The organism is Bordetella genomosp. 13, from assembly GCF_002119665.1.
Taxonomy (GTDB): Bacteria; Pseudomonadota; Gammaproteobacteria; order Burkholderiales; family Burkholderiaceae_B; genus Bordetella.
This window is the reverse complement of sequence record NZ_CP021111.1, coordinates 1052928-1076439: the sequence shown is the minus strand read 5'-3', so window position 1 is coordinate 1076439 and position 23512 is coordinate 1052928. Positions and strand designations below refer to the sequence as shown.

Annotated in this window: 19 protein-coding genes; 10 read left to right on the top strand and 9 right to left on the bottom strand. The window is 68.6% G+C overall.

Features of this window, described 5'->3' with window-relative positions; genetic code table 11:
* Positions 1-26 precede the first annotated feature (26 nt).
* The 6 genes from CAL15_RS04985 (at position 27) to CAL15_RS04960 (ending at position 6503) form a co-directional block, all read left to right on the top strand.
* On the top strand, positions 27-809 hold the full coding sequence (locus tag CAL15_RS04985; RefSeq protein WP_086077565.1) for a cyclase family protein: 783 nt from the start codon (positions 27-29) through the stop codon (positions 807-809).
* Positions 810-844: 35 nt separating this feature from the next.
* Complete coding sequence (locus CAL15_RS04980; RefSeq protein ID WP_086077564.1) at positions 845-1573, top strand: SDR family NAD(P)-dependent oxidoreductase; 729 nt, start codon at positions 845-847, stop codon at positions 1571-1573.
* 104 nt (positions 1574-1677) lie between these two features.
* A complete protein-coding gene (locus CAL15_RS04975; protein ID WP_086077563.1) occupies positions 1678-2826 on the top strand; it encodes an ABC transporter substrate-binding protein in 1149 nt (382 codons plus the stop codon).
* A gap of 25 nt (positions 2827-2851) precedes the next feature.
* Positions 2852-3898 carry a branched-chain amino acid ABC transporter permease gene (locus tag CAL15_RS04970; protein WP_086077562.1) on the top strand — a complete coding sequence of 349 codons (1047 nt, stop codon included), beginning with the start codon at positions 2852-2854 and terminating at the stop codon, positions 3896-3898.
* Positions 3895-5715 (top strand): branched-chain amino acid ABC transporter ATP-binding protein/permease, encoded by a 1821-nt coding sequence (locus tag CAL15_RS04965; protein ID WP_086077561.1) that lies wholly within the window; start codon positions 3895-3897, stop codon positions 5713-5715. The genes CAL15_RS04970 and CAL15_RS04965 overlap by 4 nt, the downstream gene beginning before the upstream one ends.
* Positions 5716-5750: 35 nt before the next feature.
* Entirely contained in the window at positions 5751-6503 is a 753-nt protein-coding gene (locus CAL15_RS04960; protein ID WP_086077560.1) for an ABC transporter ATP-binding protein, read from the top strand.
* A gap of 32 nt (positions 6504-6535) precedes the next feature.
* Here CAL15_RS04960 and axcR read toward each other — a convergent pair whose 3' ends face one another.
* Positions 6536-7396 (bottom strand): putative beta-lactamase transcriptional repressor AxcR, encoded by an 861-nt coding sequence (gene axcR / locus CAL15_RS04955; protein WP_086077559.1) that lies wholly within the window; start codon positions 7394-7396, stop codon positions 6536-6538.
* A 100-nt stretch (positions 7397-7496) separates the two neighbouring features.
* On the opposite strand from axcR, the gene bla reads away from it, so the two are divergent.
* Positions 7497-8393 carry a class A beta-lactamase gene (gene bla, locus CAL15_RS04950; protein ID WP_086077558.1) on the top strand — a complete coding sequence of 299 codons (897 nt, stop codon included), beginning with the start codon at positions 7497-7499 and terminating at the stop codon, positions 8391-8393.
* A 4-nt stretch (positions 8394-8397) separates the two neighbouring features.
* Here bla and garD read toward each other — a convergent pair whose 3' ends face one another.
* The 4 genes from garD to pdxR form a co-directional block, all read right to left on the bottom strand.
* Positions 8398-9993, bottom strand: a complete 1596-nt coding sequence (garD, locus tag CAL15_RS04945) for a galactarate dehydratase (RefSeq protein ID WP_086077557.1) — start codon at positions 9991-9993, stop codon at positions 8398-8400.
* A gap of 3 nt (positions 9994-9996) precedes the next feature.
* Positions 9997-10716 carry a ribonuclease activity regulator RraA gene (locus tag CAL15_RS04940; protein ID WP_086077556.1) on the bottom strand — a complete coding sequence of 240 codons (720 nt, stop codon included), beginning with the start codon at positions 10714-10716 and terminating at the stop codon, positions 9997-9999.
* A 160-nt stretch (positions 10717-10876) separates the two neighbouring features.
* Positions 10877-11515, bottom strand: a complete 639-nt coding sequence (locus CAL15_RS04935; protein WP_086077555.1) for an FMN-binding negative transcriptional regulator — start codon at positions 11513-11515, stop codon at positions 10877-10879.
* 151 nt (positions 11516-11666) lie between these two features.
* Positions 11667-13139, bottom strand: coding sequence for a MocR-like pyridoxine biosynthesis transcription factor PdxR (pdxR, locus tag CAL15_RS04930; protein WP_232468120.1), 1473 nt, complete (start codon positions 13137-13139; stop codon positions 11667-11669).
* Positions 13140-13314: 175 nt separating this feature from the next.
* Here pdxR and CAL15_RS04925 point away from each other — a divergent pair, with 175 nt between their 5' ends.
* Positions 13315-13932, top strand: coding sequence for a LysE family translocator (locus CAL15_RS04925; protein WP_086077553.1), 618 nt, complete (start codon positions 13315-13317; stop codon positions 13930-13932).
* A gap of 123 nt (positions 13933-14055) precedes the next feature.
* Positions 14056-14673 (top strand): LysE family translocator, encoded by a 618-nt coding sequence (locus CAL15_RS04920; RefSeq protein WP_086080933.1) that lies wholly within the window; start codon positions 14056-14058, stop codon positions 14671-14673.
* A gap of 68 nt (positions 14674-14741) precedes the next feature.
* Here the strand turns inward: CAL15_RS04920 and CAL15_RS04915 are convergent, their stop codons facing one another.
* From CAL15_RS04915 to CAL15_RS04905, 3 genes are all read right to left on the bottom strand, one after another.
* Positions 14742-17033 (bottom strand): ATP-dependent DNA helicase, encoded by a 2292-nt coding sequence (locus CAL15_RS04915; protein ID WP_086077552.1) that lies wholly within the window; start codon positions 17031-17033, stop codon positions 14742-14744.
* Between the two features lie 113 nt (positions 17034-17146).
* Positions 17147-18814, bottom strand: coding sequence for a VRR-NUC domain-containing protein (locus CAL15_RS04910; protein WP_086077551.1), 1668 nt, complete (start codon positions 18812-18814; stop codon positions 17147-17149).
* 172 nt (positions 18815-18986) lie between these two features.
* Positions 18987-19538 carry a type 1 glutamine amidotransferase domain-containing protein gene (locus CAL15_RS04905; RefSeq protein ID WP_086077550.1) on the bottom strand — a complete coding sequence of 184 codons (552 nt, stop codon included), beginning with the start codon at positions 19536-19538 and terminating at the stop codon, positions 18987-18989.
* 130 nt (positions 19539-19668) lie between these two features.
* Between CAL15_RS04905 and CAL15_RS04900 the strand changes: the two genes are divergently transcribed.
* Positions 19669-20727: a DNA topoisomerase IB gene (locus CAL15_RS04900; protein ID WP_086077549.1), complete on the top strand. Its 1059-nt coding sequence runs from the start codon at positions 19669-19671 to the stop codon at positions 20725-20727.
* Between the two features lie 23 nt (positions 20728-20750).
* On the opposite strand, the gene CAL15_RS04895 is transcribed toward CAL15_RS04900, so the two are convergent.
* Positions 20751-23510 carry a beta-eliminating lyase-related protein gene (locus tag CAL15_RS04895; protein WP_086077548.1) on the bottom strand — a complete coding sequence of 920 codons (2760 nt, stop codon included), beginning with the start codon at positions 23508-23510 and terminating at the stop codon, positions 20751-20753.
* Positions 23511-23512 lie beyond the last annotated feature (2 nt).

Here is a 23512-nt window from a genome sequence, read left to right as displayed (position 1 = left end):
CGCCGCGCATCGACAAGGAGCTGAGATTGAGCGCTGACACCCTCGCCCGTTTCGTCGCCGACCTGGCCGCCGGCCGCATCCGGATGGTCGACCTGACCGAAACGCTGACGCCCGAATTTCCCACCATCGTGCTGCCGCCCGAGTTCGGCCAGGCCTGGCCCTTCCGCATCGAAGAGATCTCGCGCTACGACGAGCGCGGCCCCGCCTGGTACTGGAACAACTTCTCGTGCTCGGAGCACACGGGCACGCACTTCGACGCGCCGGCCCACTGGATCAGCGGCAAAGACCAGCCCGACAACACCGTGGACACGATCCCGGTCGAGGCCTTCGTGGCCAATGCCTGCGTCATCGACTGTTCCGGCGAGGCCCGCGACAACCCCGACTTCCTGCTCACCATCGACTTCGTCAAGCGGTGGGAAGCGGAGCATGGCGAGATTCCGGCGCGCTCGTGGGTGCTGATGCGCACCGACTGGTCCAAGCGCGCCAAGCCGGCCGAATACCTGAACATGCAGGCCGACGGCGCGCATTCGCCGGGCCCGGATGCCGAGGTCGTGCCCTGGCTGATCAAGGAACGCGACGTGCATGGCTTCGGCACCGAGTCGGTGGGCACCGACGCCGGCCAGGCGGCGCATCTCGACCCGCCCTACCCGTGCCACTACTTCATGCACGGCAACAACCGCTACGGCCTGCAGTGCCTGACCAACCTGGACCAGCTGCCGCCCAAGGGCGCCGTGATCTTCTCGGCGCCGCTGAAGATCCGCAACGGCTCGGGCAGCCCGCTTCGGGTGCTGGCCATGGCGCCGGCCTGACGCGCGGCATGCAACAACGACACAAGGGAACGAGCATGCAACACGACAACGTGGCCATCGTCACCGGCGGCAGCGCCGGCATCGGCGCCGAGATCTGCCGCACCATGCTGGAGGCCGGCTACGAGGTGATCTCCCTGGCCCGCCGCAGCGGCGAACAGCAGCATCCGCGCCTGACGCACGTGCAGGTCGACCTGCTGGACGCCGATGCCACGGCCCGGGCGGCCGCCGAGATCGCGGCGCGCCATCCTGTCAGCCACGTGATCCACAACGCCGGCGTGATCTGGCCGAACCTGCTGCCCGACGTCCAGCAGGAAGAACTGCACGGCCTGACGCAGATCCACCTGGGCGCGGCCATCGCGCTGGTGCAGGCGGTACTGCCGGGCATGCAGCAGCGCCGCCATGGCCGCATCGTGCTGCTGTCCTCGCGCGGCGCGCTGGGCCTGCCCACGCGCACCGCCTACTCCGCCACCAAGGCCGGCATGATAGGCATGGCCCGCACCTGGGCGCTGGAGCTCGCGCCCAGCGGCATCACGGTCAACGTCGTGGCGCCCGGCCCCATCCAGACCGACATGTTCTACGAAGTGATCGAGCCCGGCAGCGAACGGGAACGCGCATTGGCCGACAACATCCCGGTCAGGCGCATCGGCCGCGCGGACGACGTCGCGCGCGCCGTCATGTTCTTCGCCGATCCCGCCAACAGCTTCGTCACGGGCCAGACGCTGTACGTCTGCGGCGGGGCCAGCGTGGGCTCGATCACGATCTGAACAACGCCACACCAGAAAAGCGCAGTGCCATGAAACGAGGCGGGCGTCACGCCACGCCGCAACCCGAGCAGCATCCACCCTCTCCCAAGCACGGAGGAATTGCCATGTTGTCGAAGAAGCTTTCCCTGGCGGCCGCGGCCGTCGCCGCCTTGCTGGCGCTGCCGGCCCTGGCCCAGGTCAAGGTCGGCGTGGTCACGTCATCCACCGGACCGACCGCGCTGGTCGGCATCCCGCAGAAGAACACCGTACCGCTGCTGCCCAAGAAGATCGGCGACCTGACGGTGGAATACATCTCGCTGGACGACGCGAGCGACTCGACGCAGTCGGTCACGGCCTTCAAGAAGCTGATCTCGGAACAGAACGTCGACGCGATCATCGGACCGTCAGGCTCGCCCAATGCCATGGGCGTCATTCAGTTCGCGGCCGAGGCCGGCGTGCCCATGCTGGCGCCGGTGGGCACGGCCGCCGTGGTGCTGCCCATGACCGACCAGAAGAAATGGGTGTTCAAGACCACGCAGAACGACGACATCATCGCGCGCGCGCTGGTCGAGCACATGGCCAAGACGGGCATCAAGACGGTGGGCTTCATCGGCCTGAACGATCCGTATGGCGAGAACTGGCACAAGGTGTTCTCGGGCCTGGCCGCCGAGAAAGGCATCAAGATCATCGCCAACGAACGCTACCTGCGCTTCGACAGCTCAGTGACCGGCCAGGCGCTGAAGATACTGGCCGCCAGGCCGGACGCCGTGCTGGTGGCGGCGCCGGGCGCGGCCAGCGTGCTGCCGCAGGCCACGCTGTTCGACCAGGGCTACAAGGGCAAGTTCTACCAGACCCACGGCGCGGCCCTGCCCGACTTCCTGAAGCTGGGCGGCAAGAAGGTCGAGGGCACCGTGCTGGCGGCCAGCCTGATGCTGGTGCTGCCCGAGATCCCCGACAGCAATCCGTCGAAGAAAGTGGCCTCCGACTACATCGCCGCCTACCAGAAGCTGCACGGCTCGGTGCCGGCCACGTTCGGGGCCAACGTGTACGACGCCGGACTGCTGCTGGAGAAGGCCGTGCCCCTGGCCGAGAAGGCCGGCAAGCCGGGCACCAAGGAGTTCCGCGCGGCGTTGCGGGACGCGTTGGAACAGACCAAGGAGCTGGTGGGCACGCAGGGGGTCTACAACATGAGCGCCGCCGACCACAGCGGCTTCGACGATCGCGGCCGCGAGCTGATCACGGTGCGTGACGGCAACTGGACCCTGGTCAAGTAAACGCGCAGCGCCGGAAGCACGACGCATGAATGCACAGATAGCCCTGATATTGGGGCAGGACGGCCTGACCAACGGCGCGGTCTACGCGCTGCTGGCCCTGGCCATCCTGCTGGTCTTCACCGTCACGCGGGTGCTGTTCATCCCGCAGGGCGAGTTCGTCGCATTCGGCGCGCTCACCATGGCCGCGCTGCAGGCCGGCAAGCCGGTGCTGCTGGTCTGGCTGGTGGCGGCATTCGCCGTGGCCGAGGCCGCGGCGGACCTGCTGGCGCAGCGGCGGCGTCATGGCCGACTCCGGCCCGGTTGGCGCTGGGTCGCCCGGCTGGCCTACCCCTTCGCCGTGGCCGGTGCCGTCTACGCGCTGCCGCTGGCCGAGCTGCCCATGGCGGCCCAGGCCGTGCTGACGCTGGCCATCGTCGTGCCGCTCGGTCCGCAGCTCTACCGCCTGTTCTACCAGCCGATCGCCGCCGCCTCCACGCTGGTGCTGCTGATCGTGTCGGTGGCGGTGCATCTGGCGCTGGTGGGCCTGGGCCTGCTGGCCTTCGGCGCCGAGGGCGCCCGCACGCGGCCCTTCTCCGACGCCCAGTTCGCGCTGGGCCCCATGAACGTCAACAGCCAGGCCCTGTGGGTCGTGGCCGTGTCGCTGGCGCTGATCGTGGTGCTGTACGTCTGCTTCGATCGCACGATGTACGGCAAGGCCCTGCGCGCCGCGGCATTCAACCGCGCCGGCGCGCGCCTGATGGGCATCTCGCCGGTATTCGCGGGCCGCATTACCTTCCTGCTGGCCGGCCTGATCGGCACGGTCTCGGGCATCCTGATCGCGCCGATCACCACCATGTACTTCGACTCGGGCTTCCTCGTCAGCCTGAAGGGCTTCGTCGGCGCCATCATCGGCGGCCTGGTCAGCTATCCCGTGGCCGCCGCGGGCGCGGTGCTGGTCGGCCTCATCGAGGCGTTCTCGGCCTTCTGGGCCAGCGCCTACAAGGAGATCATCGTCTTCACCCTGATCATTCCGGTGCTGCTGTGGCGCTCGCTGCACAGCCACACGGTCGAAGAAGAGGAGGACGAAGCATGACGCCCGGCCGCCTGCTCGCCGTATTCCTCGTGCTGCTGGCGCTGGCTCCGCTGGGGCTGCCGGCTTTCTACGTCACCCTGCTCAACTACATCGGCCTGTATGCGCTGGTGGCCATCGGCCTGGTGCTGTTGACCGGCGTCGGCGGCCTGACCAGCTTCGGCCAGGCCGCCTTCGTGGGCCTGGGCGCCTACACCACGGCCCTGCTGACCACGCGCGCCGACACGCTGCCGGCCGCGCTGGCGTGGCTGGGCGTCTCGCCCTGGCTGACGCTGCTGGCAGGCCTGGCGCTTACGCTGGTGGTGGCGTATCTGCTGGGTGCGCTGACGCTGCGGCTTTCCGGCCACTTCCTGCCGCTGGGCACGATCGCGTGGGGGCTGAGCCTGTATTTCGCCTTTGGTTCGGTCGAGGGGCTGGGCGGCCACACCGGCCTGCCCGACATTCCGTCCATCCCGGTATTCGGCCTGCGCCTCTCGCAGGGCGGACAGATCTACTACCTGATCTGGGTCTTTCTGCTGGTGGGCATCTGGACTACCCGCAACCTGCTCGATTCGCGCGAGGGCCGCGCGATCCGCGCCCTGAAGGGCGGCCGCGTGATGGCCGAGTCCATGGGCGTGAACACGGCGCGGGCGCGCATGGTGATCTTCATCATCGCCGCGCTGCAGGCCTGCGCATCGGGCTGGCTGTACGCCCACATGCAGCGCTTCGTGAATCCGAACCCGTTCGGCCTGCACATGGGCATCGAGTACCTGTTCATGACGGTGATCGGCGGCGCCGGCAGCGTATGGGGCGCGCTGGTGGGCGCCGGGGTATTCACGGTGCTGAAGCAGTGGCTGCAGGACCTGCTGCCGCGGGTGCTGGGCCAGACGGGCAACTTCGAGGTCATCGTGTTCGGCTTCGGCATGGTGTTGCTGCTGCACCGGTGGCGCGGCGGCATCTGGCCGGCGCTGGCGCGCCTGGTGCCCGTGCGCGCGGCCCCGCGACGCGTGAACATGCAGGCCGAGCCCCTGCCGCGGCGCCGGATGCCGCCGCGCGGCGCGACCGTGATGGTGGCGCGCGACGTCACCCGCAGGTTCGGCGGGCTGGTGGCCAACAACGCCATGAACCTGGAGATCCGCGCCGGAGAGATCCTGGCGCTGATCGGCCCCAACGGCGCCGGCAAGAGCACCATGTTCAACCAGCTGTCCGGCGTGGACACGCCCACCTCGGGCAGCGTCACGTTCCTGGGCCGCGAGGTCGCCGGCCTGGGCGCCCGCGCCATCGCCCGAATGGGCCTGTCGCGCACCTTCCAGCACGTGCGGTTGATGAAGCGCATGAGCGCGCTGGAGAACGTCGCCATCGGCGCGCACCTGCGCGGCCACAGCGGCGTGCTGCGCTCGGCCTGGCGCATGGACCGTGCCGAGGATGAACGGCTGCTGGCCGAGGCCGCGCGCCAGATCGAGCGCGTGGGCCTGGGCCGGCACCTGCTCGAGCCCGCCGGCTCGCTGGCGCTGGGCCAGCAGCGCCTGCTCGAGATCGCGCGCGCCCTGGCGGCCGATCCCTGCCTGCTGCTGCTGGACGAACCGGCCGCCGGCCTGCGCTACCGGGAAAAGCGGGAACTGGCCGCGCTGCTCGAACGCCTGCGCGGCGAAGGCATGGCCATCCTGCTGGTGGAGCACGACATGGAATTCGTCATGGGTCTGGCCGACCGCGTGGTGGTGATGGACTTCGGCCAGAAGATCGCGCAAGGCCTGCCGGCGGAGGTGCAGCGCGACCCGGCCGTGCTTGAAGCGTATCTGGGCGGCGTCGAGAACGGCATCGAGATCGAGGTGCAGGCATGAGCGCCGGCCCTCAACGACAGACGGAAGGCACACGCATGGATGGCACGCACGATCACCACGCTCTGCTGCAGGTACACGACCTGCACGTGGCCTACGACAAGATCGAGGCGGTCTGCGGCATCAACCTCGAAGTGGGCGACGGGCGCATCGTCACGGTGATCGGTCCGAACGGGGCCGGCAAGAGCACGCTGCTGGCGGCCATCATGGGCGTGCTGCCTTCGCGCGGCACGATCCGCTTCGACGGCGCCGAGCACGCCCATGCCGAAGTGGAGGACATGGTCGCGGCCGGGATGAACCTGGTGCCCGAGAAGCGCGAGCTGTTCGCCGAGATGAGCGTGGAAGACAACCTGCTGCTGGGCGGCTTCCATCGCTATCGCGCCGGGCTGCGCGACCAGCACGAATGCATGGCCGAGGTATACGACCTGTTTCCGCGCCTGCGCGAGCGACGGGCCCAGCTGGCCGGCACCTTGTCCGGCGGCGAGCGCCAGATGCTGGCGGTGGGCCGGGCGCTCATGGCCAAGCCCAGGCTGCTGATGCTGGACGAACCCAGCCTGGGCCTGGCGCCGCGCATCGTGCGCGAGGTGTTCCTGATCGTGGCGGAGCTGCGCCGCCGCGGCGTGTCCATCCTGCTGATCGAGCAGAACGCGCGCGCCGCGCTGCAGGTGGCGGACCATGCCTACGTGCTGGAGATGGGCAAGGTGACCCTGTCGGGGCCGGCCGCGGAGGTGGCGCGCGACCCGCGTGTCGTCGAGGTGTATCTGGGACTGGGACACGCTGCCGCCGCCTGAGCGCGGCGCGCGCCGAAGGCGTCCGCCTGGCTTTATGCCGCCAGCGCGCGCTGTATCCAAGCGCTGAACGCCTGCATGGCCGCGTTCGGCCGGCGGCTGGCAATGCGCGTCAGCCAGTAGCGCCCCGTCTCCACCTCCAGCGCGAACGGCCGCTGCAGTCGACCCGCCAGGAACTCGCGCTCGAACAGGCGCGTAGGCAGCAGGGCCACCCCCGCGCCCTGCGCGGCCGCGTCGGCCAGCACCAGCGAGGAATCGAACATCGATCCCTGCACGACCGGGGGCTCCAGGCCGGCAGCGGCAAACCATGCCGGCCACTCGTCCGGCCTGTACGAACGCAGCAGCGATTCGCGCAGCACGTCGCGCGGCGTACGCAGGCGCGTGGCCAGCGCGGGCGAACACACCGGCGACAGCGGCGCGGACAACAAGGGCTGCGCATCGATGCCGTGCCAGTTTCCATCGCCGAAACGTATCGCCAGGTCCAGGCCTTCGCCGGCCAGGTCGACGCGATTGTTGTTCGAGAAGACACGCAGGTCTACGTGCGGATGCAGTGCCTGGAAGTCGCGCAGGCGCGGCAGCAGCCATCCCACCGCGAACGTGCCCACGACGCCCACCGACAGCACCTGTCGCCGCACCTTGCCGCGGTAGCCCTGCAGCGCGCCGGCGATACGGTCGAAGGACTCGGAAAGCACCGGCACCAGCGCCAGGCCCTCGTCGGTCAGCACCAGGCCGCGCGGCACCCTGCGGAACAGCGCCACGCCCAGCCTGGCCTCCAGGTTTTTCACGTGCTGGCTGACGGCCGCTTGCGTCAGGTTCAGCTCTTGCGCGGCGCGCGTGAAGCTGAGGTGGCGGGCCGACACTTGAAACGCCCGCAGCGCATTGAGGGGTAGATCCATGCCGGCCTATAAGTTTTTCTATTGGGAAGCCACAATTATTCCCGTTTGTTCGCTCGCTCGTCCACCGCCTAGCATGTGCGCGTTCACTAAGGAGAGTGCCTTGATCGACAGAAGAACTTTCATGGCGGCGGCCGTGCTGGCCGGCGCGGCGCCTGCCTGGGCCTACAGCCAGACCAACAAGAAAAACCGTTGGACGACGGAGCAACTGACCGCGTTGGACCAGGCGCTGGCCGACCTGGAGAAGCAGAGCCGGGGACGGCTGGGCGTCGCGCTGACCGATACGGCCACCGGGCAGGTGGCCAGCTATCGCGGCGACGAACGTTTCCTGATGCTCAGCAGCTTCAAGACCCTGGCGGCGGCCTACGTCCTGGCGCGCGCGGATCGTGGCGAGGACCAGCTGACCCGGCGCATGCCCATCGCCGAGTCCGACCTCGTCGAGTACGCTCCCGTCACGAAGCAGCACGTCGGGCCGCGCGGCATGACCCTGGCCGAGCTGTGCCACGCCACCGTCACCACCAGCGACAACACCGCGGTAAACCTGATGCACCGCAGCTACGGCGGCCCGCAGGCGCTGACCCGCTTCATCCGCAGCCTGGGCGACACCGTCACGCGCCACGACCGCTACGAGCCCGAACTGAACGTGCCTCATCCCACGGAGCCGATGGACACCACCAGCCCGCACGCGATGAACCGCACGCTGGGCGCCCTGTTGTTCGGCAAGGCCTTGAAGCCCGAATCGCGGGAGCTGCTGCAGTCGTGGCTGCTGGCCAACACGACGGGCGGCAAGCGATTGCGGGCCGGCCTGCCCGCGGACTGGAAGGTGGGCGAGAAAACCGGCACCTACTCGCGGGTCGGATCCAACGACGCCGGCTTCGCGCGGGCGCCCGGCGGCTCGCCCATCATCGTTTCGGTCTATCTGGAAACCACGGCCATCCCGATGCCCGAGCGTGACCGCATCATCGCGGACGTAGGCAGGCAGGTGGCCCGGTTGGGATAGCCGATCACGTCACCGGAGCCGGGTTGAACAGCACCAGGGCGTTGTGCAGTCCCCAGCGTTCCGCCCAGGTCTTGCTGCGGCCGCTGGCCACTTCCAGCATCAGGTGGAAAAGATCCCAGCCCACCTGTTCGATGGTGGCCTCGCCGTCCGCGATCCTGCCCGCGTTCACGTCCATCAGGTCGTGCCAGCGCCGGGCCAGGTCGGTACGCGTGGCCACCTTGATCACCGGCACTTCCGCCAGGCCATAGGGCGTGCCGCGTCCCGTGGTGAACACGTGCATGTTCATGCCGGCCGCCACCTGCAGCGTGCCGCACACGAAGTCGCCCGACGGCGTGGCCGCGTACACCAGCCCCTCGCGTATGCCTTCCGAACGCAGCCGCTGCCCGGGGCCCAGCACGCCGGTGATGGGCGACGTGCCCGACTTGACGATGGAGCCCATCGCCTTTTCGACGATGTTCGAGATGCCGCCCTTCTTGTTGCCGGGCGAGGTATTGGCGCTGCGGTCGGACTTGCCGCGGGCCAGGTACGCGTCGTACCACGCCATCTCGCGCACCAGCGCCTGCGCCACTTCCGGCGTGGCGGCCCGCGAGGTGAGCTGGTCGATGCCGTCGCGCACCTCGGTGACTTCCGAGAACATCACCGTCGCGCCCGCGCGGACAAGCAGGTCCGTACAGAAGCCCACCGCCGGATTGGCGGTGGCGCCCGAGAACGCGTCGCTGCCGCCGCACTGCACGCCCACGACCAGGTCGGAGGCGGGACAGGGCTCGCGCCGGCGCTGGTCCAGGCGCCGCAGGTGCGTCTCGGCCTGGCGCAGGATGCTGTCTATCATCGACTGGAAGCCGACGTGCCGCTCGTCCTGCAGCGTCACCACGTCGACCGGCGGTTCCTCGTCGGCCGGCATGTCGGGATGGATAAGCGCCAGCGTGCCCGGCGGCATCAGCCGTTCGGGCTGCAGCTTCTCGCAGCCCAGGCTGACCACCATGACCTCGCCGCCGAAGTTGGGATTGAGGCTGATGTTGCGCACCGTGCGTATGGGGATGGCGGCATCCGGGGCGTCGATGGCCACGCCGCAGCCGTAGCCGTGTTCCAGCGCCACCACGCCGTCCACGTTGGGATAGCGCGGCAGCAGTTCGCGGCGGATGCGGTCCACCGCATGGTTCACGACGCCCGAGACGCATTGCACCGTCGTCGTGATGCCCAGCAGGTTGCGCGTGCCGACCGTGCCGTCCGCGTTGCGATAGCCGTCGAAGGTATAGCCTTCCAGCTTCTCGAGCACCGGCCTCGGGGCGGTCGACACGGGCAGGCCGTCCAGCGGCTGCGCGGCGGGCATGTCCAGCAGCCTTTCGTGCACCCAGCTTCCGGCGGGCAGGTCCTGCGTCACGCGGCCGATCACCACGTTGTAGCGTCTGACTTCCGCGCCGGCCGGCAGGTCGACCAGGGCGACCTTGTGCCCCTGCGGCACGCGTTCGCGCAGCACGGTGCCGTCGGCCAGCTCGCTGCCGGCCGGCAGGCCGCCGTCGTTGGCGACGATGGCCACGTTGTCCTCAGCGCGCATGCGGATGACGTGGGGAGCACGCGAGGTGGGAGTGGGCTGGTCCATGGCTCAGCGCCCCTTTTCCTTGCGCCAGGCGGCGAAGTCCGCCACCGTCTGGTCGTCCGTGGCGGGGTACAGCCCCAGGATAGAGCGGCCGGCACGGACCATCTCGGTCACGAAGTCCTCGAAGGCGGTCATCTCGACCGCCTCGTCCGCGATCTCGTCGGCCAGATGCGCGGGCACCACGATGACCCCGTCGTTGTCGCCGACGATCACGTCGCCCGGAAACACCGGCGCATCGCCGCAGCCGATCGGCTCGTTGATGGCGATGGCCTGGTGCAGCGTCAGGTTGGTCGGCGCGGATGGACGCTGGTGAAAGGCCGGGATGGCCAGCGTGGCGATCTCCGCCGAGTCGCGAAAACCGCCGTCCGTCACCACGCCCGCCACGCCGCGCTGCATCAGCCGGCCGACCAGGATGCCGCCCGCCGAGGCGGCGCGCGCATCCTTGCGGCTATCCATCACCAGCACCGCGCCGGGCGGGCATTCCTCGACCGCCTTGCGCTGGGGATGGGAGCGGTCGCGGAACACCGACAGTTCATTCAGGTCTTCGCGTGCGGGCATGTACCGCAGGGTATAGGCTTCGCCGACCATGCTCTCCTGCAAGGGATGCAGCGGCTGCACGTTCTGGATGAACTGCTGGCGAAACCCGCGCTTGTAAAGCGCGGTGGCCAGCGTCGCCGTGCTGACGGTCTTGAGCTTGGAGCGGGTTGCTTCCTTGAGTCGATTCATGATGGCAGAGCCGTTAGAGGTGATGGAAGAGGCGGGCCGTGCCCGCGCTCCGACGGATCTCCAGACGGCCAGCGCCGGAGCGTGGCGGACTGCGCGCCGCCCGCGCCCGGGCGATTGCCTCGGATGGCATATCGTACGCCCACGCCCGGCACGCGCAAGGCTACCGCGCCTTGCCTTGCGCGCACGCCAACATCGCCTCGCCGATCTTCACTCCGCCGCCGGCCAGCACCGCCCTGCCCGCCGACTCCAGATCGCGGCGATCCTTGTTCTGGCCGAGCTTGTACTTGCCGACGATGCGCGTCACATCCACCTGTATGCCCACGATCGCCTTCAGCATCGCATCGATGTACTCGGGCGCGCTGTCGGTCATCTTCCACGGCCGGGGCTGCGCGGCCTCGTGCGTACGCGTCAGGCGCGCGACGACGCCGCGCACATAGCGCTCGTCATCCCGTATCGCGATGGTTCCGTGGGCGTGGACCACCATGTAGTTCCAGGTCGGCACCTGCCTGTGCTGCTCGTGCTTGCTGGGATACCAGTTGGGCGAGATGTAGGCGTCCGCGGCGCGGAACACCACCAGCACCTCGTCGCCATTTCCGACGTCCTGCCACACCGGATTGCTGCGCGCGACGTGCGCATGCAGCACCGTCTTGCCGGAAGCGTCAGCCTCGAGTTCGAAGGGAATGTGGTTGGCGTCCAGGCCGCCGGCGCCATGAGTGACCAGCATGCCCATGGGATGGGCGCGGATCAGTTCATGCAGCGATCCGGTGTCCGGAACCGCGAAGTGCTCGGGTACATACATGGCAGGTCCTTGGAGGCGGGGCGACGGTGCGCAGAACCGTCATCATCGCGCGCAACTGGCCCGGCGCGAAGTGCCAGTTCCGGTTTAAACCGGCAAGCCAGTTAGGGACAGCGGCCGCGACCGGCGCCGCACGTCCGGCGCCGCGGCCCGCCTACTTGAAGGTACGTAGCGCGCGCGCCAGCCGACGCACCCCTTCTTCGATGCGTTCGGGCGACAGGCTGGCATAGCCGATCACGAAACCCGCACAGGCTCGCTGCCGCCGGGCGGCCCCCGCGGCGTAGAGCGGCGACAAGGGCCGTATGCCGACGCCCTGCGCACGAGCATGCGCGGCCAGGGCGGTCTCCTTCCTGCCGGCAACGCGCGGCAGCCAGACCACCACGTGCAGGCCCGCCGCCGCGCCATCGACGATGGCATCGTGCGGCAGGTAGCGCTCGAGGGCGAGCAGCAGCGCCCCGCGGCGCAGTTCGTTCATGCGGCGGCAGCGGCGCACGTGGCGTTCGTAGCTGCCGTCCTCGATCATCGCGGCCAGCACCAGTTGATCCTGGCGTGGCGCATGCCGGTCGGCCAGACGCTTGGCCTCGCGCAGTGCCGGCGCCAATGCGGAGGGCGCCACCATATAGCCCAGCCGCATCTGCGGCGACAGCGCCTTGGAGAACGTGCCCACGTAGACGACGCCGCCCGACTCGTCGATGGACTGCAGGGGATCGATGGGCCGCATGCCGTAACGGAACTCGCCGTCATAGTCGTCCTCGATGATCCACGCCTGCTGCCTGGTCGCCCAGTCCAGCAGCTCTTTGCGCCGGTTGATCGGTAATACGCCGCCCAGCGGGAACTGGTGCGATGGCGTGACGTAGGCCAGTTTGCAGCGCTGCTCGGGCAGGCCGGCGGTGCGCAGCCCCTGCTCGTCCACCGGGATCGGCATCACCTGCGCGCCCGCGGCCTCGAACACGCGCCGCGCCATGACATAGCAGGGCTCTTCCACGACCACGCGGTCCTTCGGATTCACCAGCAGCCGCGTGCACAGGTCGATGGCCTGCTGCGACCCATGGACGATGACGATCTGGTCGGCATCGCACCGCAGTCCCCGCGCCCTGCGCAGATAGCCCTGCAACGCCTCGCGCAGCGGCGCCTCGCCTTCGGGCGCCTCATAGTAAAGCTGCTTCTGCCGCCGCACGAGCACGCGGTTATAGGCCCTGCGCCAGGCCAGCAAGGGAAAATCCTCGGCCGCCAGCGCCCCGTACAGGAAATCGATGAAGGAATCGCCAGCCGCGTCCGGCGGCGTGGCGGCGGCAAAGCCCGCCACCCGTTCGCCGTAAGCCGACAGGCCTCGCGAAAGACGCGATTCGGGCTTCTCGCGCCCGCGCTTCATCGCGGAGGACGCCGCACCGGCGGAGACGCAGGCCCGCCTTCCCTGCCGGGTTTCCAGATAACCCTCGGCGGCCAGCTGCTCGTAGACCGCCGTGATCGTGGAACGGGACACGGCAAGGTCCGCCGCCAGCGTGCGCGTCGACGGCAGCATGACGCCCGGACGCAGGCTGCCATCGGCGATCTGGGACTTGATCGACTGGTAGATGCCCTGGCTCGTCCTGGCCGCGGCGGTGTAGGGAGACGGTGATCGCGCCAACTGGTATGCGAAGAAATGTGGAAACTGGCGGTTTTCATTGTGCCAGATGTGCGCGATAGTGCGGCGTCTGTGGTCGCCGCAGCGGTCAGCGCCTACGGCGACGGGCTGATCGAGCACCCTGCCAGCCATTGCCTGCCGCGGATCGCGACGCCTCGCCAACAATAAGGCCCGAAACATGTCATTCCTCGCCTTTCTACTGGCGGCAACGCTGCTGGCCATCACGCCCGGTCCGGGTATCGCCTATGTCGTGGCGCGCACCGTCAGCGGCGGCAGCGCCGAAGGCCTCGCCTCGTCGCTGGGCACGGCGCTGGGCGGCCTGGTGCATGTCGCGGCTTCAGCCCTTGGCCTGTCCCTGGTGATTGCGCAATCGGCGCTGGCGTTCAGCGTGGTCAAGTATATCGGCGCGGCTTACCTGGTGTACCTCGGCATCGGACTGCTGCGCCGATCCGGCGAACACATCGCCGTGCCGCGCATCGCCGCGCAGGGCGCCCGCCGGGCGTTCGCGGACGGCATTCTGGTCGAGGCGTTCAACGTCAAGACCGCCATGTTCTTCGTGGCGTTCCTGCCGCAGTTCATCTCGCCCGGCCACCAGATCGCGCCGCAGCTGGCGCTGATGGGCACCATCTGCGTGGCGCTGAACACCACCGTCGACGTCGTCGCGGTATTCGCGGCGGACCGCCTGCTGCGATCCGGCGCGGCGCGCGCCGCAAGGGCGCGGTTGATGAACCGTGTCTCGGGCTGCACGATGCTGGGTCTGGCGGCATACCTGGCCATGGCCCGGCGCAGCGCCTGACAGGCGCCGCGACGGCATGTACCATTTCCAGAGCATGGGCGGGGGCCTGTAGCGTCGGCACCGCGCATGCCAGCCAGCAAGCGCCGCTGGGCGCGACACGTCGCAACCATCAACGCCGAAGCCATGTCATTCCTAGCCTTCCTCTTTGCAGCGGTCCTGCTGGCCATCACTCCCGGTCCGGGTCTCGCTTACGTTGTCGCACGCACCGCCACCGGCGGCCGCCGGGAGGGGCTGGCCTCGCTGCTGGGTACGTCGCTGGGCGGCATGGTGCACGTGGCGGCGTCCGCACTGGGCCTGTCCCTGGTCATCGCGCAATCCGCGGTGGCATTCAGCGTGGTCAAGTATGTGGGCGCGGCTTATCTCGTATACCTCGGCATCGGCCTGTTGCGCCGGTCCGGCGAACACGTCCAGGCGCCGCGAGTGGCCGCGCGGGGCGCCCGCCGGGCGTTTCTCGACGGCATCCTGGTCGAGGCCATGAACGTCAAGACCGCGCTGTTCTTCCTGGCATTCCTGCCCCAGTTCATCGCGCCTGGCCACGCGTTGGCTCCCCAGCTGGCCGGGCTCGGCACGGTCTGCGTGGCGATGAACGCCACGTCCGCGGCCATCGCGGTGTTCGTCGCGGACCGCCTGCTGCGATCCAGCACAGTCCGGGCCGCGCGAGCACGTCTGATGAACCGTATCTCGGGCTGCACGATGCTGGGCCTGGCCGCGTATCTGGCGTTGACCAGGCGCACGGCCTGACGAACGGCTGCATCCGGGTCCGCGACGGCGCCGCCCTCACGCAGCCTAGGTTCCTGGCCCGTCCCCGATCACGCCATGGACCGCGACTCCGACACACGCCACCAGCCGGGCAGCAGCGCCCTCACCTTGCGCTGGCGGAACCGGTCGTCGATGAGATGCACCGTGCCGGTGTCGGTCTCGGTGCGTATCACCCGGCCGGCCGCCTGCACCACCTTCTGCAGGCCGGGATACAGATAGGTGTAGTCGTAGGCCATCTGCTGGCCGAAGCGCGCGCCCATGGCCGCCAGTATCTGCTCGTTCACCGGATTGACCTGCGGCAGCCCCAGCGTGGCGATGAAGGCGCCGATCAGGCGGCGCCCGGGCAGGTCCACGCCTTCGGCGAAGGCGCCGCCGAGCACGGCGAATCCCACGCCGCGGCCGTCCTCCGTGAAGCGCGCCAGAAAGCCTGCGCGCTCGTCGTCGTTCATGCGCGGCGCCTGCGTCCATACGGGGACGGCCGGATGGCTGCCGGCCATGTGCTGCGCCACCTGTTCCAGGTAAGCGAAACTGCTGAGGAACACGAGATAGTTGCCGGGCCGGGCCGCATACTGCGCGGCCACCAGGTCGGCGATGGGCGCCAGCGAACGCGTGCGATCGCGCCAGCGCGTGGATACGTTGCCCACCACGTTCACTCGCAGCTGCTCGGCGCAGAACGGCGCGGCAACGTCGACCCAGCCCGTGTTGGCGGGCAGCCCCAGCGTGTCCAGGTGGAACTCGCGCGGGCTCAACGTGCCCGAGAACAGCACCGTGCAGTGTGCGGCCGCATGCCTGTTGGCCAGGTATGGCGCGGGCACCACGTTGCGGATGCAGATCTCGGACTCGGGTCTGGCCTGCAAGCCTGCGCCCTCGTGTACCGCCAGATCGAACAGCGCATGGCTGCCGAAGCTGTCAGCCAGCCGGCCGAACTGCAGCAGCGTGAAATACAGGGCCAGCACGGGGTCGTCGGGCGACGAGGGCCCCTTGGCAAAATGCTCGGCAAGCGCCGCGCCGGCTTTCTGCGCGGCCTCGCGCAGGTTCTGCGGCACCATGTCATAGGCCGCATACGGCGTCTCCTGCTTTTTCTGCACGGCCCGCCACGAACGCAGCAGGCCGTCGAGCGGCTTGCGCAGAGGCGCCGGTGCTGCCGCGCGAGCCGCGCGCACGTCGGACATCGCCAGTGTCACGCTGTACATGCGCCGCGCACGCTCGAGCAGGTTGTGCGCCTCGTCCACCGCCACGGCCACCCGCCACTGATGTGCCAGCGTCAGCGCATACAGCATCGCGCTGCCGTCGAACCAGTAGTTGTAGTCGCCCACCACCACGTCGCTCCAGCGCGCCAGCTCCTGGCCCAGGTAGTACGGGCAGATGCGGTGGGCGTCCGCCACCTCGCGCACCGCCACGCGCGTCAGCGCGGCTTCGGGACGGGCCAGCGCCTGCTCGCGCGCCGCGGGCAGGCGGTCATAGAAACCTTTTGCGCGCGGGCAGGCCTCGCCGTGACGGGCCCGGTCCGGATGCGCGCAGGCCTTGTCGCGCGCCACCAGCTCCATCACGCGCAGCGGCAGGCCGCCTTCGCGAGTCGCCCGCAGCCGCGCCACCGCCTCCAGCGCCAGACCATGGCCCGGTCCCTTGGCGGAGAGAAAGTACACCTTGTCCAGTCCCTGCGTGGCGCAGGCCTTCAGCAAGGGAAACAGCGTGCCCAGCGTCTTGCCCACGCCTGTGGGGGCCTGGGCCATCAGGGGATGGCCGTCGCGCGCGGCGCGATACACCGCCACCGCCAGTTCGCGCTGGCCGGCACGCATCCGGCCATACGGAAACGCAAGGGTCTCCAGCGCCGCATCGCGCGCCTCGCGATGGGCGCGCTCTCGCCTGGCCCACTCGACGTAGCGCTCGCACAGATCATTGAAGAAGGCCGCCAACGCGGACGCGTCGAGCGTCTCGGCCACGGCGGTCTCCACCTCGGTGTCGAGGTTGAAATAGACGACCGCAACCGTTATATGGGCAAGCCCGCGCGACGCGCACAGCATGTGGCCATACACGCGGGCCTGCGCCCAATGCAGCGCACGCTGGTTGTCGCGCAATGCATCCAGTTCGCCGCGATAGGTCTTCACCTCTTCCACGCGGCATGCGCGCGGGTCGTAGCCATCGGCGCGGCCGCGCACGGTCAGGCCGGCATGTGTAGCCGCCAGCGCGATCTCGTGCTCGACATGTTCGCCGCGGCGCTGCGCGATCACAGCATGTCCCGCGATGCCTTCCAGCGCCGTGGGCGCTGGCGTGAAGCGCAGATCCAGGTCTCCCGTGCGCGCGGTGAAGTCGCACAGCGTGCGCACGGCCACGTGCATCATCGTCGCTGCGCCGCTGCCTGAAGGCTTCTCGTCGACAGGGCGAGGCGCTGGGCGTATGGACGCGCCTTCGCGCTCCGCGGCCCGGCATTCGCCCTCGGGCCGGCCAGTCAGGCTCATGCCGCTTGCTCCATGGCCGGCGTCGCCCAGCGCACATGGCACACCCGCACAGGCAGGCCATGCGCCACCGCATACTCCAGCCAGCGCACCTGGTTGTCCTGCAGGCGATCGCCCGGCCCCTTTACTTCGATGAGCTCGTAGCGGCGCTCTGCCGGCCAGAAGCACACCAGATCGGGCAGCCCCGAGCGGTTCGTCTTCAGGTCGTCCAGCAGGCGCTCGAACCACAGCGCCAGGTGTTCCCCCGGAATGCAGTCCAGCGCCATCTCCAGCAGTTCGCGCGTCAGCATGCCCCAGAACACGAACGGCGACTGTATGCCGGCCTTCTCTTCGAAGCGCGCCAGGATGCGCGCGCGATGTCCGCCATCGCGCAGCGTGGCGAGGCACGCGTCGAAGGCCCGTGCCCGGCGCGCCCGAAAGTCGGGTTCGTGCAGGTCGGCGGGCCCGCGCTGGAACGGATGGAAGAAGGCGCCGGCCAGCGGCTGGAAGATGGCGTCCCAGCAAAGCAGGCCGAACAGCGAATTGATGAGGCCGTTCTCCACCCAATGCACGCACGCCCCATCGCCAGCGAAGTGGTCGCGCGTCACCAGCTCCACCCTGGACGCGTCGTACGGCCGTTCGAGCGTCAGCACGGTAGGTTCGGGCGCCAGGCGCGCACGGCGCGCCGGCGCCGCATGACCGGCCTGCCGTGCCAGCCGCGGCAGCATGCGCGACACCAGTTGTCGCTCGGCTTCGCTTTCCGCACGGGCCAGCGCATCCGCGGCCAGCGCATGCGCTTCGGCATAGCGCTGCTGGCGCTCGAGCACGCGTATCAGCCGCTGGCGTGCGCCGGGATAGGCGCTGGCGCGATAGGCCAGCTCGGCCTCGGCCCAGACCGCGGCGCGTTCGCACCACTGCCCCAGGCGAAACCACACCTTGGCGTGGCGGCGCGCCAGCCACGGCGCCGCGGTCTCGCAGGCGGCCAGTTGCGCGCGCAGCGCCGGCGCCTCGTCCGGTTCGGCCTCGTCCAGCCGATCGCGCACGGCTTGCAGCGCCAGGTAGACATCCACGTCTTCCGCCCGCTGGAAGGCGCGGGTCGCGGCATCGATCTCGACCTTCTCGTACTGGAAGATGCCCAGGTCGGCCAGCACGAACTCGGCCCAACTCTGGTCGAGGTTGCCGAAGAACATCAGGCGCAGCCGCTGCACCAGCGGCGCCACCTCGACCGACCAGATGGCTTCTTCGGATGCGGCGCCCCAGCCGCTGCACGGCCGCGCTTCGGGCGGACCGAGAAAGGCCTCGAGCCCGGCAAGCAATTCCGCCTTGCGCGCCGAGGCGCGCAGCCCGGCCTGCGGATAGCGCCGCGCCAGCTCTTCCTTGGTGTGCAGGGCGGCCCACTGCGGCCAGTCCAGCACAGGGTCGGCGCGCAGCCAGCCCAGCGCAAGCAGGGGCTGCGCGGCTGCCTCGACCGGCCCGATCTCTTCGTAATGGAGGCGCTCGGCGCGGTGCACGGCCGAGCGCCGCATCAACAGCCGCACCAGCAGCGCCCGCGAAGGCGTGGGCAAAGCCGGGAAGGCGCCAAGAAACTCCTGCTCGGCCGCGGAAAGCACGTCGGCGTAACGCGCGGCCAGCCAGTCGAGCGCTTGTTGAAAGTTGTGCAGGTAGTAGTAGCGGTGCGGGGGATACATGCCGGACGGGGCGCGGGCGGCCTTGAAAACTGGATATATATCCAGTGGCAATCATAACCCCGCGGCCGCTTCCACGCCCGGGCGCTCGCCATGGCTATTCTGTCGTTCACCGCCCCGGCCAGGTTTCGCAGCCTCCGCCTGGCCGCACGCCGCATGCCGCCCGCCGCATGCCTCAGCGCCGCACTTTCTGCAGCGCCTCGATGAACGCCTTGCTGAATGCGGGAATGTCATCCGGTTTGCGGCTGGTGATCAGATTCCCGTCGATCACCACCTCCTGGTCCACCCACTCGGCGCCGGCATTGCGCAGATCGTCCTGCAGCGACGGCCAACTGGTCAGCTTGCGGCCGCGCGCCACGCCGGCCGAGACCAGCAGCCACGCGCCGTGGCAGATCACGGCCACCGGTTTGCCGGCCTCGATCATGGCGCTCACGATGGCCTGCGCCTTGGGCTGCATGCGAATCTCGTCGGAATTCATGACGCCGCCCGGCAACAGCAACGCGTCGAAGTTGCCCGTCTCGGTTTCCGCCTGATTGAACGTCAGGTCCACGTCGAAGCGGTCGCCCGGCTTGTCGTGGTGCATGCCCAGGATGGGATCGGTCTTGGCGGAAACCAGCACCGTACGCGCGCCCTGAGCCTTGAGTGCATCGCGCGGGCCCGTGAGTTCGACTTGCTCGAATCCATCGACGGCGAGAATCGCGACGGTCAGATCTTGAAGAGTTGCCATGTGTGCTCCTGGTGCGTGGCCCCGCTTACCGGGTACGACTGCGCGGCGCACCGGGGCCGCCCGCGCCGCCGTGCAAAGTGCAGCAAGGCGCATGCCCCTTGCAGGCACGCTGCTTGCTCAACGGGCGCACATGAACGCCCCCGACATATTGATCCCCTTGCCGTCGACGACGGGCGCCGGCCTCGTCTACGCCGACGACAGCCGCCCCGGCTTTCGCCGGCGGCGGGTGAACGGCAAGGCCTTCCATTACCTGGACACGCAGGGCAAGCGCATCACGGACCCCGGCGTGATCGCCCGCATCCAGGCCCTGGCGATCCCGCCCGCCTACACAGACGTATGGATCTGCCCCGACCCTCAGGGCCACATCCAGGCCACGGGCCGCGATGCGCGCGGCCGCAAGCAATACCGCTATCACGCTGACTGGACGGCGGTGCGCGACGCACAGAAGTACGGCCAGCTGGTGGAATTCGGCCTGTGCCTGCCTCGCATTCGCGCGCGCATCACGCGCGACATGGATCTGCCCGGCCTGTCCCGCGACAAGGTCGCGGCCACGCTGGTGCGCCTCCTGGAACTTACCCGGATCCGCATCGGCTCGCGCGAATACGCCCGCACCAATCAGTCGTTCGGACTGACCACCCTTACCCGCCGCCACGCGCAGGTGGGCAGCGACCGCATCCGCCTGCGCTTCGTGGGCAAGAGCGGCGTGCCGCACGACGTCACGGTGGCCGACCGGCGCATCGCGCGCCTGGTGCGCCGCTGCCTCGACCTGCCGGGGCAGCAGCTATTCCATTACCTGGACGAGTCGGGCGAACCGCGGGCCGTCGATTCCGATCTGGTCAACGACTATCTGCGCGAGGCCAGCGGCGCCGACTTCACCGCCAAGCACTACCGCACCTGGGCGGGTACGCTGTACGCCTACTCGGCGCTGAGGATGGAGCTGGGCCCGGCGGAAGGCGAATCGCGGTCGGTCACCGCGGCCCGCAAACAGCTGACGGAAGTCGTGAAGCGCGTGGCCCAGCGCCTGGCCAACACCCCGGCCGTCTGTCGCTCGTGCTACATCCATCCTGCCGTGATGGAGGCTTACCTGGAAGGCACGCTGGCCGCCGACGCCCGCGCGCCGGACACGCCGCGCGGGCTGACGGCCGAGGAAAGGCGGCTGCTGGCGTTCCTGCAGGCTCTCACGACCTGACCGCGCGGCGGCGCAGGCTCGCTTCACTCCGGCGCACCGGGCTGGCGTCCGATGGCCGCCGGCTTGATCAGTTTGATGCCGCGCGCGGCGTTGTACCCGTGGATCTCCTTGACGTCGAGCTTGCGCATGAACTGGATCGTGTCGGCGTCGATGACCTGCCCCGGGACCATGATGGGAAATCCGGGCGGATAGGGAATGACGAAGTTGGCGGAGACCAGTTCGGGACCATTCGACAGCCGATCGTCCAGCGCGGGGCTCGCCAGCGGCAGATACTCGCAGTCCGCCTCGTTGTATGCCGCAAAGAACGCGGTACGCATGTCGCCTTCCGACGTACTGCTGCCGGGGTCCTGGCGGTACCCGTCGTGAAAGCGGCTGAAGTTGGGCAGGTTCGGAACGTCCTCCATCAGGCTCTTCACCTTGGCCGCGAATGCCGCCTGCCCCGTTTCGCCTTCCTCTTTCAGCCTGGCTTCGATTCCTTGCGAAATCTCCAGCAGCACCTTGATCAGCGCGGCCACGTCGCTGCGGGTGTTGTTGATATTGCTTTGGAGCAGCACGCTGTTGCGCGAGGTCTTGTTCAGCTGGATGTTGTACTTGGATGCCAGCAGGTTCTTGAAGGCGGTTCCATCGTAGCCCGCGGTCCCGCAAACCAGCGTCAGCCGCGTGGGATCCAGGCAGAACTCGTCCTCTTTCAATGCCTTCACGGCGGTCAGCCAGTTCGCGCCCGCGGCCAGATAGTCCAGGAAACCGGACGTGCGAAACTCCGGGGGCACCATCTTGTCGGCGCCCAGCACGCTGAAGTACTTCGAGATGAGAGGATGCGAGGCCACTTCGCGCCGGATCGCCAGCGCGACCTCGATCGCGCGCATGACGAGTTCGTACCCTTCGAGCTCCATCTGCCGCCGGGCGACATCCAGCGACGCGATAATCTGCGCGTTCGGCGACGTGGACGCATGGATGAACACGGCCTCGTGGAAAGCCGAGAGATGATGGTCGTAGTCCTCGTCGCGCACGGCCACCAGAGACCCCTGGCGCAGGCTCGACATCGACTTGTGTACCGAGTCTGTCTCGTAGACGCGTATCCGCATTTTCTCCGGATTCGGCACCAGCTCCCGTTCCAGCAGCCGCGGATCCCGCGGATCCAGATCCTGTCCCAACTCATTGGCCTGGGCCTCCCACGCCTCCATGGCCGCCGGATCCGCTCGCCAGCTTTCCAATGCGGCGGCCGCGCCCATCGCCGTGCGTGGGCGCAGGAAGGGTGACCAGCGTGCGAAACCGAACCACGCCTCGTCCCACAGGAAGATCAGATCCGGCTTGATGGCCAGGCATTCCGCCATGACGCGGCGGGTGTTGTAGATATGGCCGTCGAACGTGCAGTTGGTCAGGGTCACCATGGACACCTTGTCCAGCCGCCCCTCCTGCTTCAGGTCCAGCAGCGCCTGTTTGATGGTGCGCAACGGAACGGCCCCATACATCGAATACTCGGTCATGGGAAAGGCTTCGACATACAGCGGCTGGGCGCCCGAGAGCACCATGCCGTAGTGATGCGACTTGTGGCAGTTCCGATCCACGATGACGATGTCGCCCGGCTTGGTCACGGCCTGATAGACCATCTTGTTGGATGTCGACGTGCCATTGGTCACGAAGAACACGTGATCGGCGCCCACGGCCCGCGCGAACTTCTCCTGCGCCACCTTGATGTTCCCCGTGGGCTCCAGCATGCTGTCCAGGCCGCCGGTGGTAGCCGAAGTCTCCGCCAGAAACAGGTTCAGGCCATAGAACTCGCCGAAGTCGCGGATCCAGTTCGACTTGATGATGGACTTGCCTCGCGCGATCGGCAGCGCGTGGAAAGTGCTGATGGGTCGCGCCGCGTATCGCTTGAGGTTGTCGAAATGGGGCGTCGCCTGCCGGTCGCGCACCCCTTCCAGAATGTTCAGGTGCACCTCCATGGGCTCCTCTGCCTCATAGAACACCCGGCGGATCGTCGCGGCGGTCGGGTCCCCCGCAAGCTGCTCCACCTTGCGGTCCGTCAGAAGATAGATGTCCAGTTCCGGGCGCACGTGCCCGATGAGACGCGCCAGCTTCACGCCCACCTGCCGCGTATCGTCGACGACGTCGCCCAGTTCCTGGTAGACCGCCAGGAACTCGTGCAGCAAAGGAGCATCGTGCACCGAGGCCACCGGTATACCGTCGTAAATGACCACGGCCTCGATCTTGCCGTTGAATATCGTCGCCAGCAGGGCGTCCTCCACGCTTCCCACCATGACCGGTTCATAGACCAGGCCGTCGTCCGGCCGGCGCAGCTGGCGGATCTCGCGGGATACGGCGGCCGAGCGTGCGGCCGACAGCGGAGTCACGAAGAGCGTCTCGAAGTATGGCGTCCGCGTCGCGTCGCCGCCCAGGCCTGGCGGCAGCCGGTCCAGGCTGTCCGAGGAAGCCTCTTCTGCAGCTTCCCAGTCGCCGCTGTCGTAGCGGTAGCTGCCGGAGAGCAATGCGTTGCTCATGCGCAGAATCAGGCGTGCAGTGCCGGCCGCATCGCTTTCCGCCAGACGCTCATCCAGGGCGCGCAGCAATTGAGCGCCGGGGTACGCGAAATAGCTTTCCATCGGACGGAGGTCGGCCAGGGCCTTGCGCACCGCCGCGCCGCTCGACCCGCCCTTGCCCGTCCGCATCTCCGACGCCCACGCCTGCGCCTTGGCATTCATGTCCCGCCACCGGTCCAGCCTCGCGGCGGAGTTCGAGAACAGGTGATCCAGATGCTGACTGCCATTCGATTCGCTCGTCATGG

Bases quoted from the DNA above. Each gene is read 5' to 3' on its own strand.
- CAL15_RS04980 (WP_086077564.1), top strand. From the start codon at position 845: ATGCAACACGACAACGTGGCCATCGTCACCGGCGGCAGCGCCGGCATC.
- CAL15_RS04975 (WP_086077563.1), top strand. From the start codon at position 1,678: ATGTTGTCGAAGAAGCTTTCCCTGGCGGCCGCGGCCGTCGCCGCCTTG.
- CAL15_RS04970 (WP_086077562.1), top strand. From the start codon at position 2,852: ATGAATGCACAGATAGCCCTGATATTGGGGCAGGACGGCCTGACCAAC.
- CAL15_RS04965 (WP_086077561.1), top strand. From the start codon at position 3,895: ATGACGCCCGGCCGCCTGCTCGCCGTATTCCTCGTGCTGCTGGCGCTG.
- CAL15_RS04960 (WP_086077560.1), top strand. From the start codon at position 5,751: ATGGATGGCACGCACGATCACCACGCTCTGCTGCAGGTACACGACCTG.
- axcR (WP_086077559.1), bottom strand. From the start codon at position 7,396: ATGGATCTACCCCTCAATGCGCTGCGGGCGTTTCAAGTGTCGGCCCGC.
- garD (WP_086077557.1), bottom strand. From the start codon at position 9,993: ATGGACCAGCCCACTCCCACCTCGCGTGCTCCCCACGTCATCCGCATG.
- CAL15_RS04940 (WP_086077556.1), bottom strand. From the start codon at position 10,716: ATGAATCGACTCAAGGAAGCAACCCGCTCCAAGCTCAAGACCGTCAGC.
- CAL15_RS04935 (WP_086077555.1), bottom strand. From the start codon at position 11,515: ATGTATGTACCCGAGCACTTCGCGGTTCCGGACACCGGATCGCTGCAT.
- CAL15_RS04925 (WP_086077553.1), top strand. From the start codon at position 13,315: ATGTCATTCCTCGCCTTTCTACTGGCGGCAACGCTGCTGGCCATCACG.
- CAL15_RS04920 (WP_086080933.1), top strand. From the start codon at position 14,056: ATGTCATTCCTAGCCTTCCTCTTTGCAGCGGTCCTGCTGGCCATCACT.
- CAL15_RS04915 (WP_086077552.1), bottom strand. From the start codon at position 17,033: ATGATGCACGTGGCCGTGCGCACGCTGTGCGACTTCACCGCGCGCACG.
- CAL15_RS04910 (WP_086077551.1), bottom strand. From the start codon at position 18,814: ATGTATCCCCCGCACCGCTACTACTACCTGCACAACTTTCAACAAGCG.
- CAL15_RS04905 (WP_086077550.1), bottom strand. From the start codon at position 19,538: ATGGCAACTCTTCAAGATCTGACCGTCGCGATTCTCGCCGTCGATGGA.
- CAL15_RS04900 (WP_086077549.1), top strand. From the start codon at position 19,669: ATGAACGCCCCCGACATATTGATCCCCTTGCCGTCGACGACGGGCGCC.
- CAL15_RS04895 (WP_086077548.1), bottom strand. From the start codon at position 23,510: ATGACGAGCGAATCGAATGGCAGTCAGCATCTGGATCACCTGTTCTCG.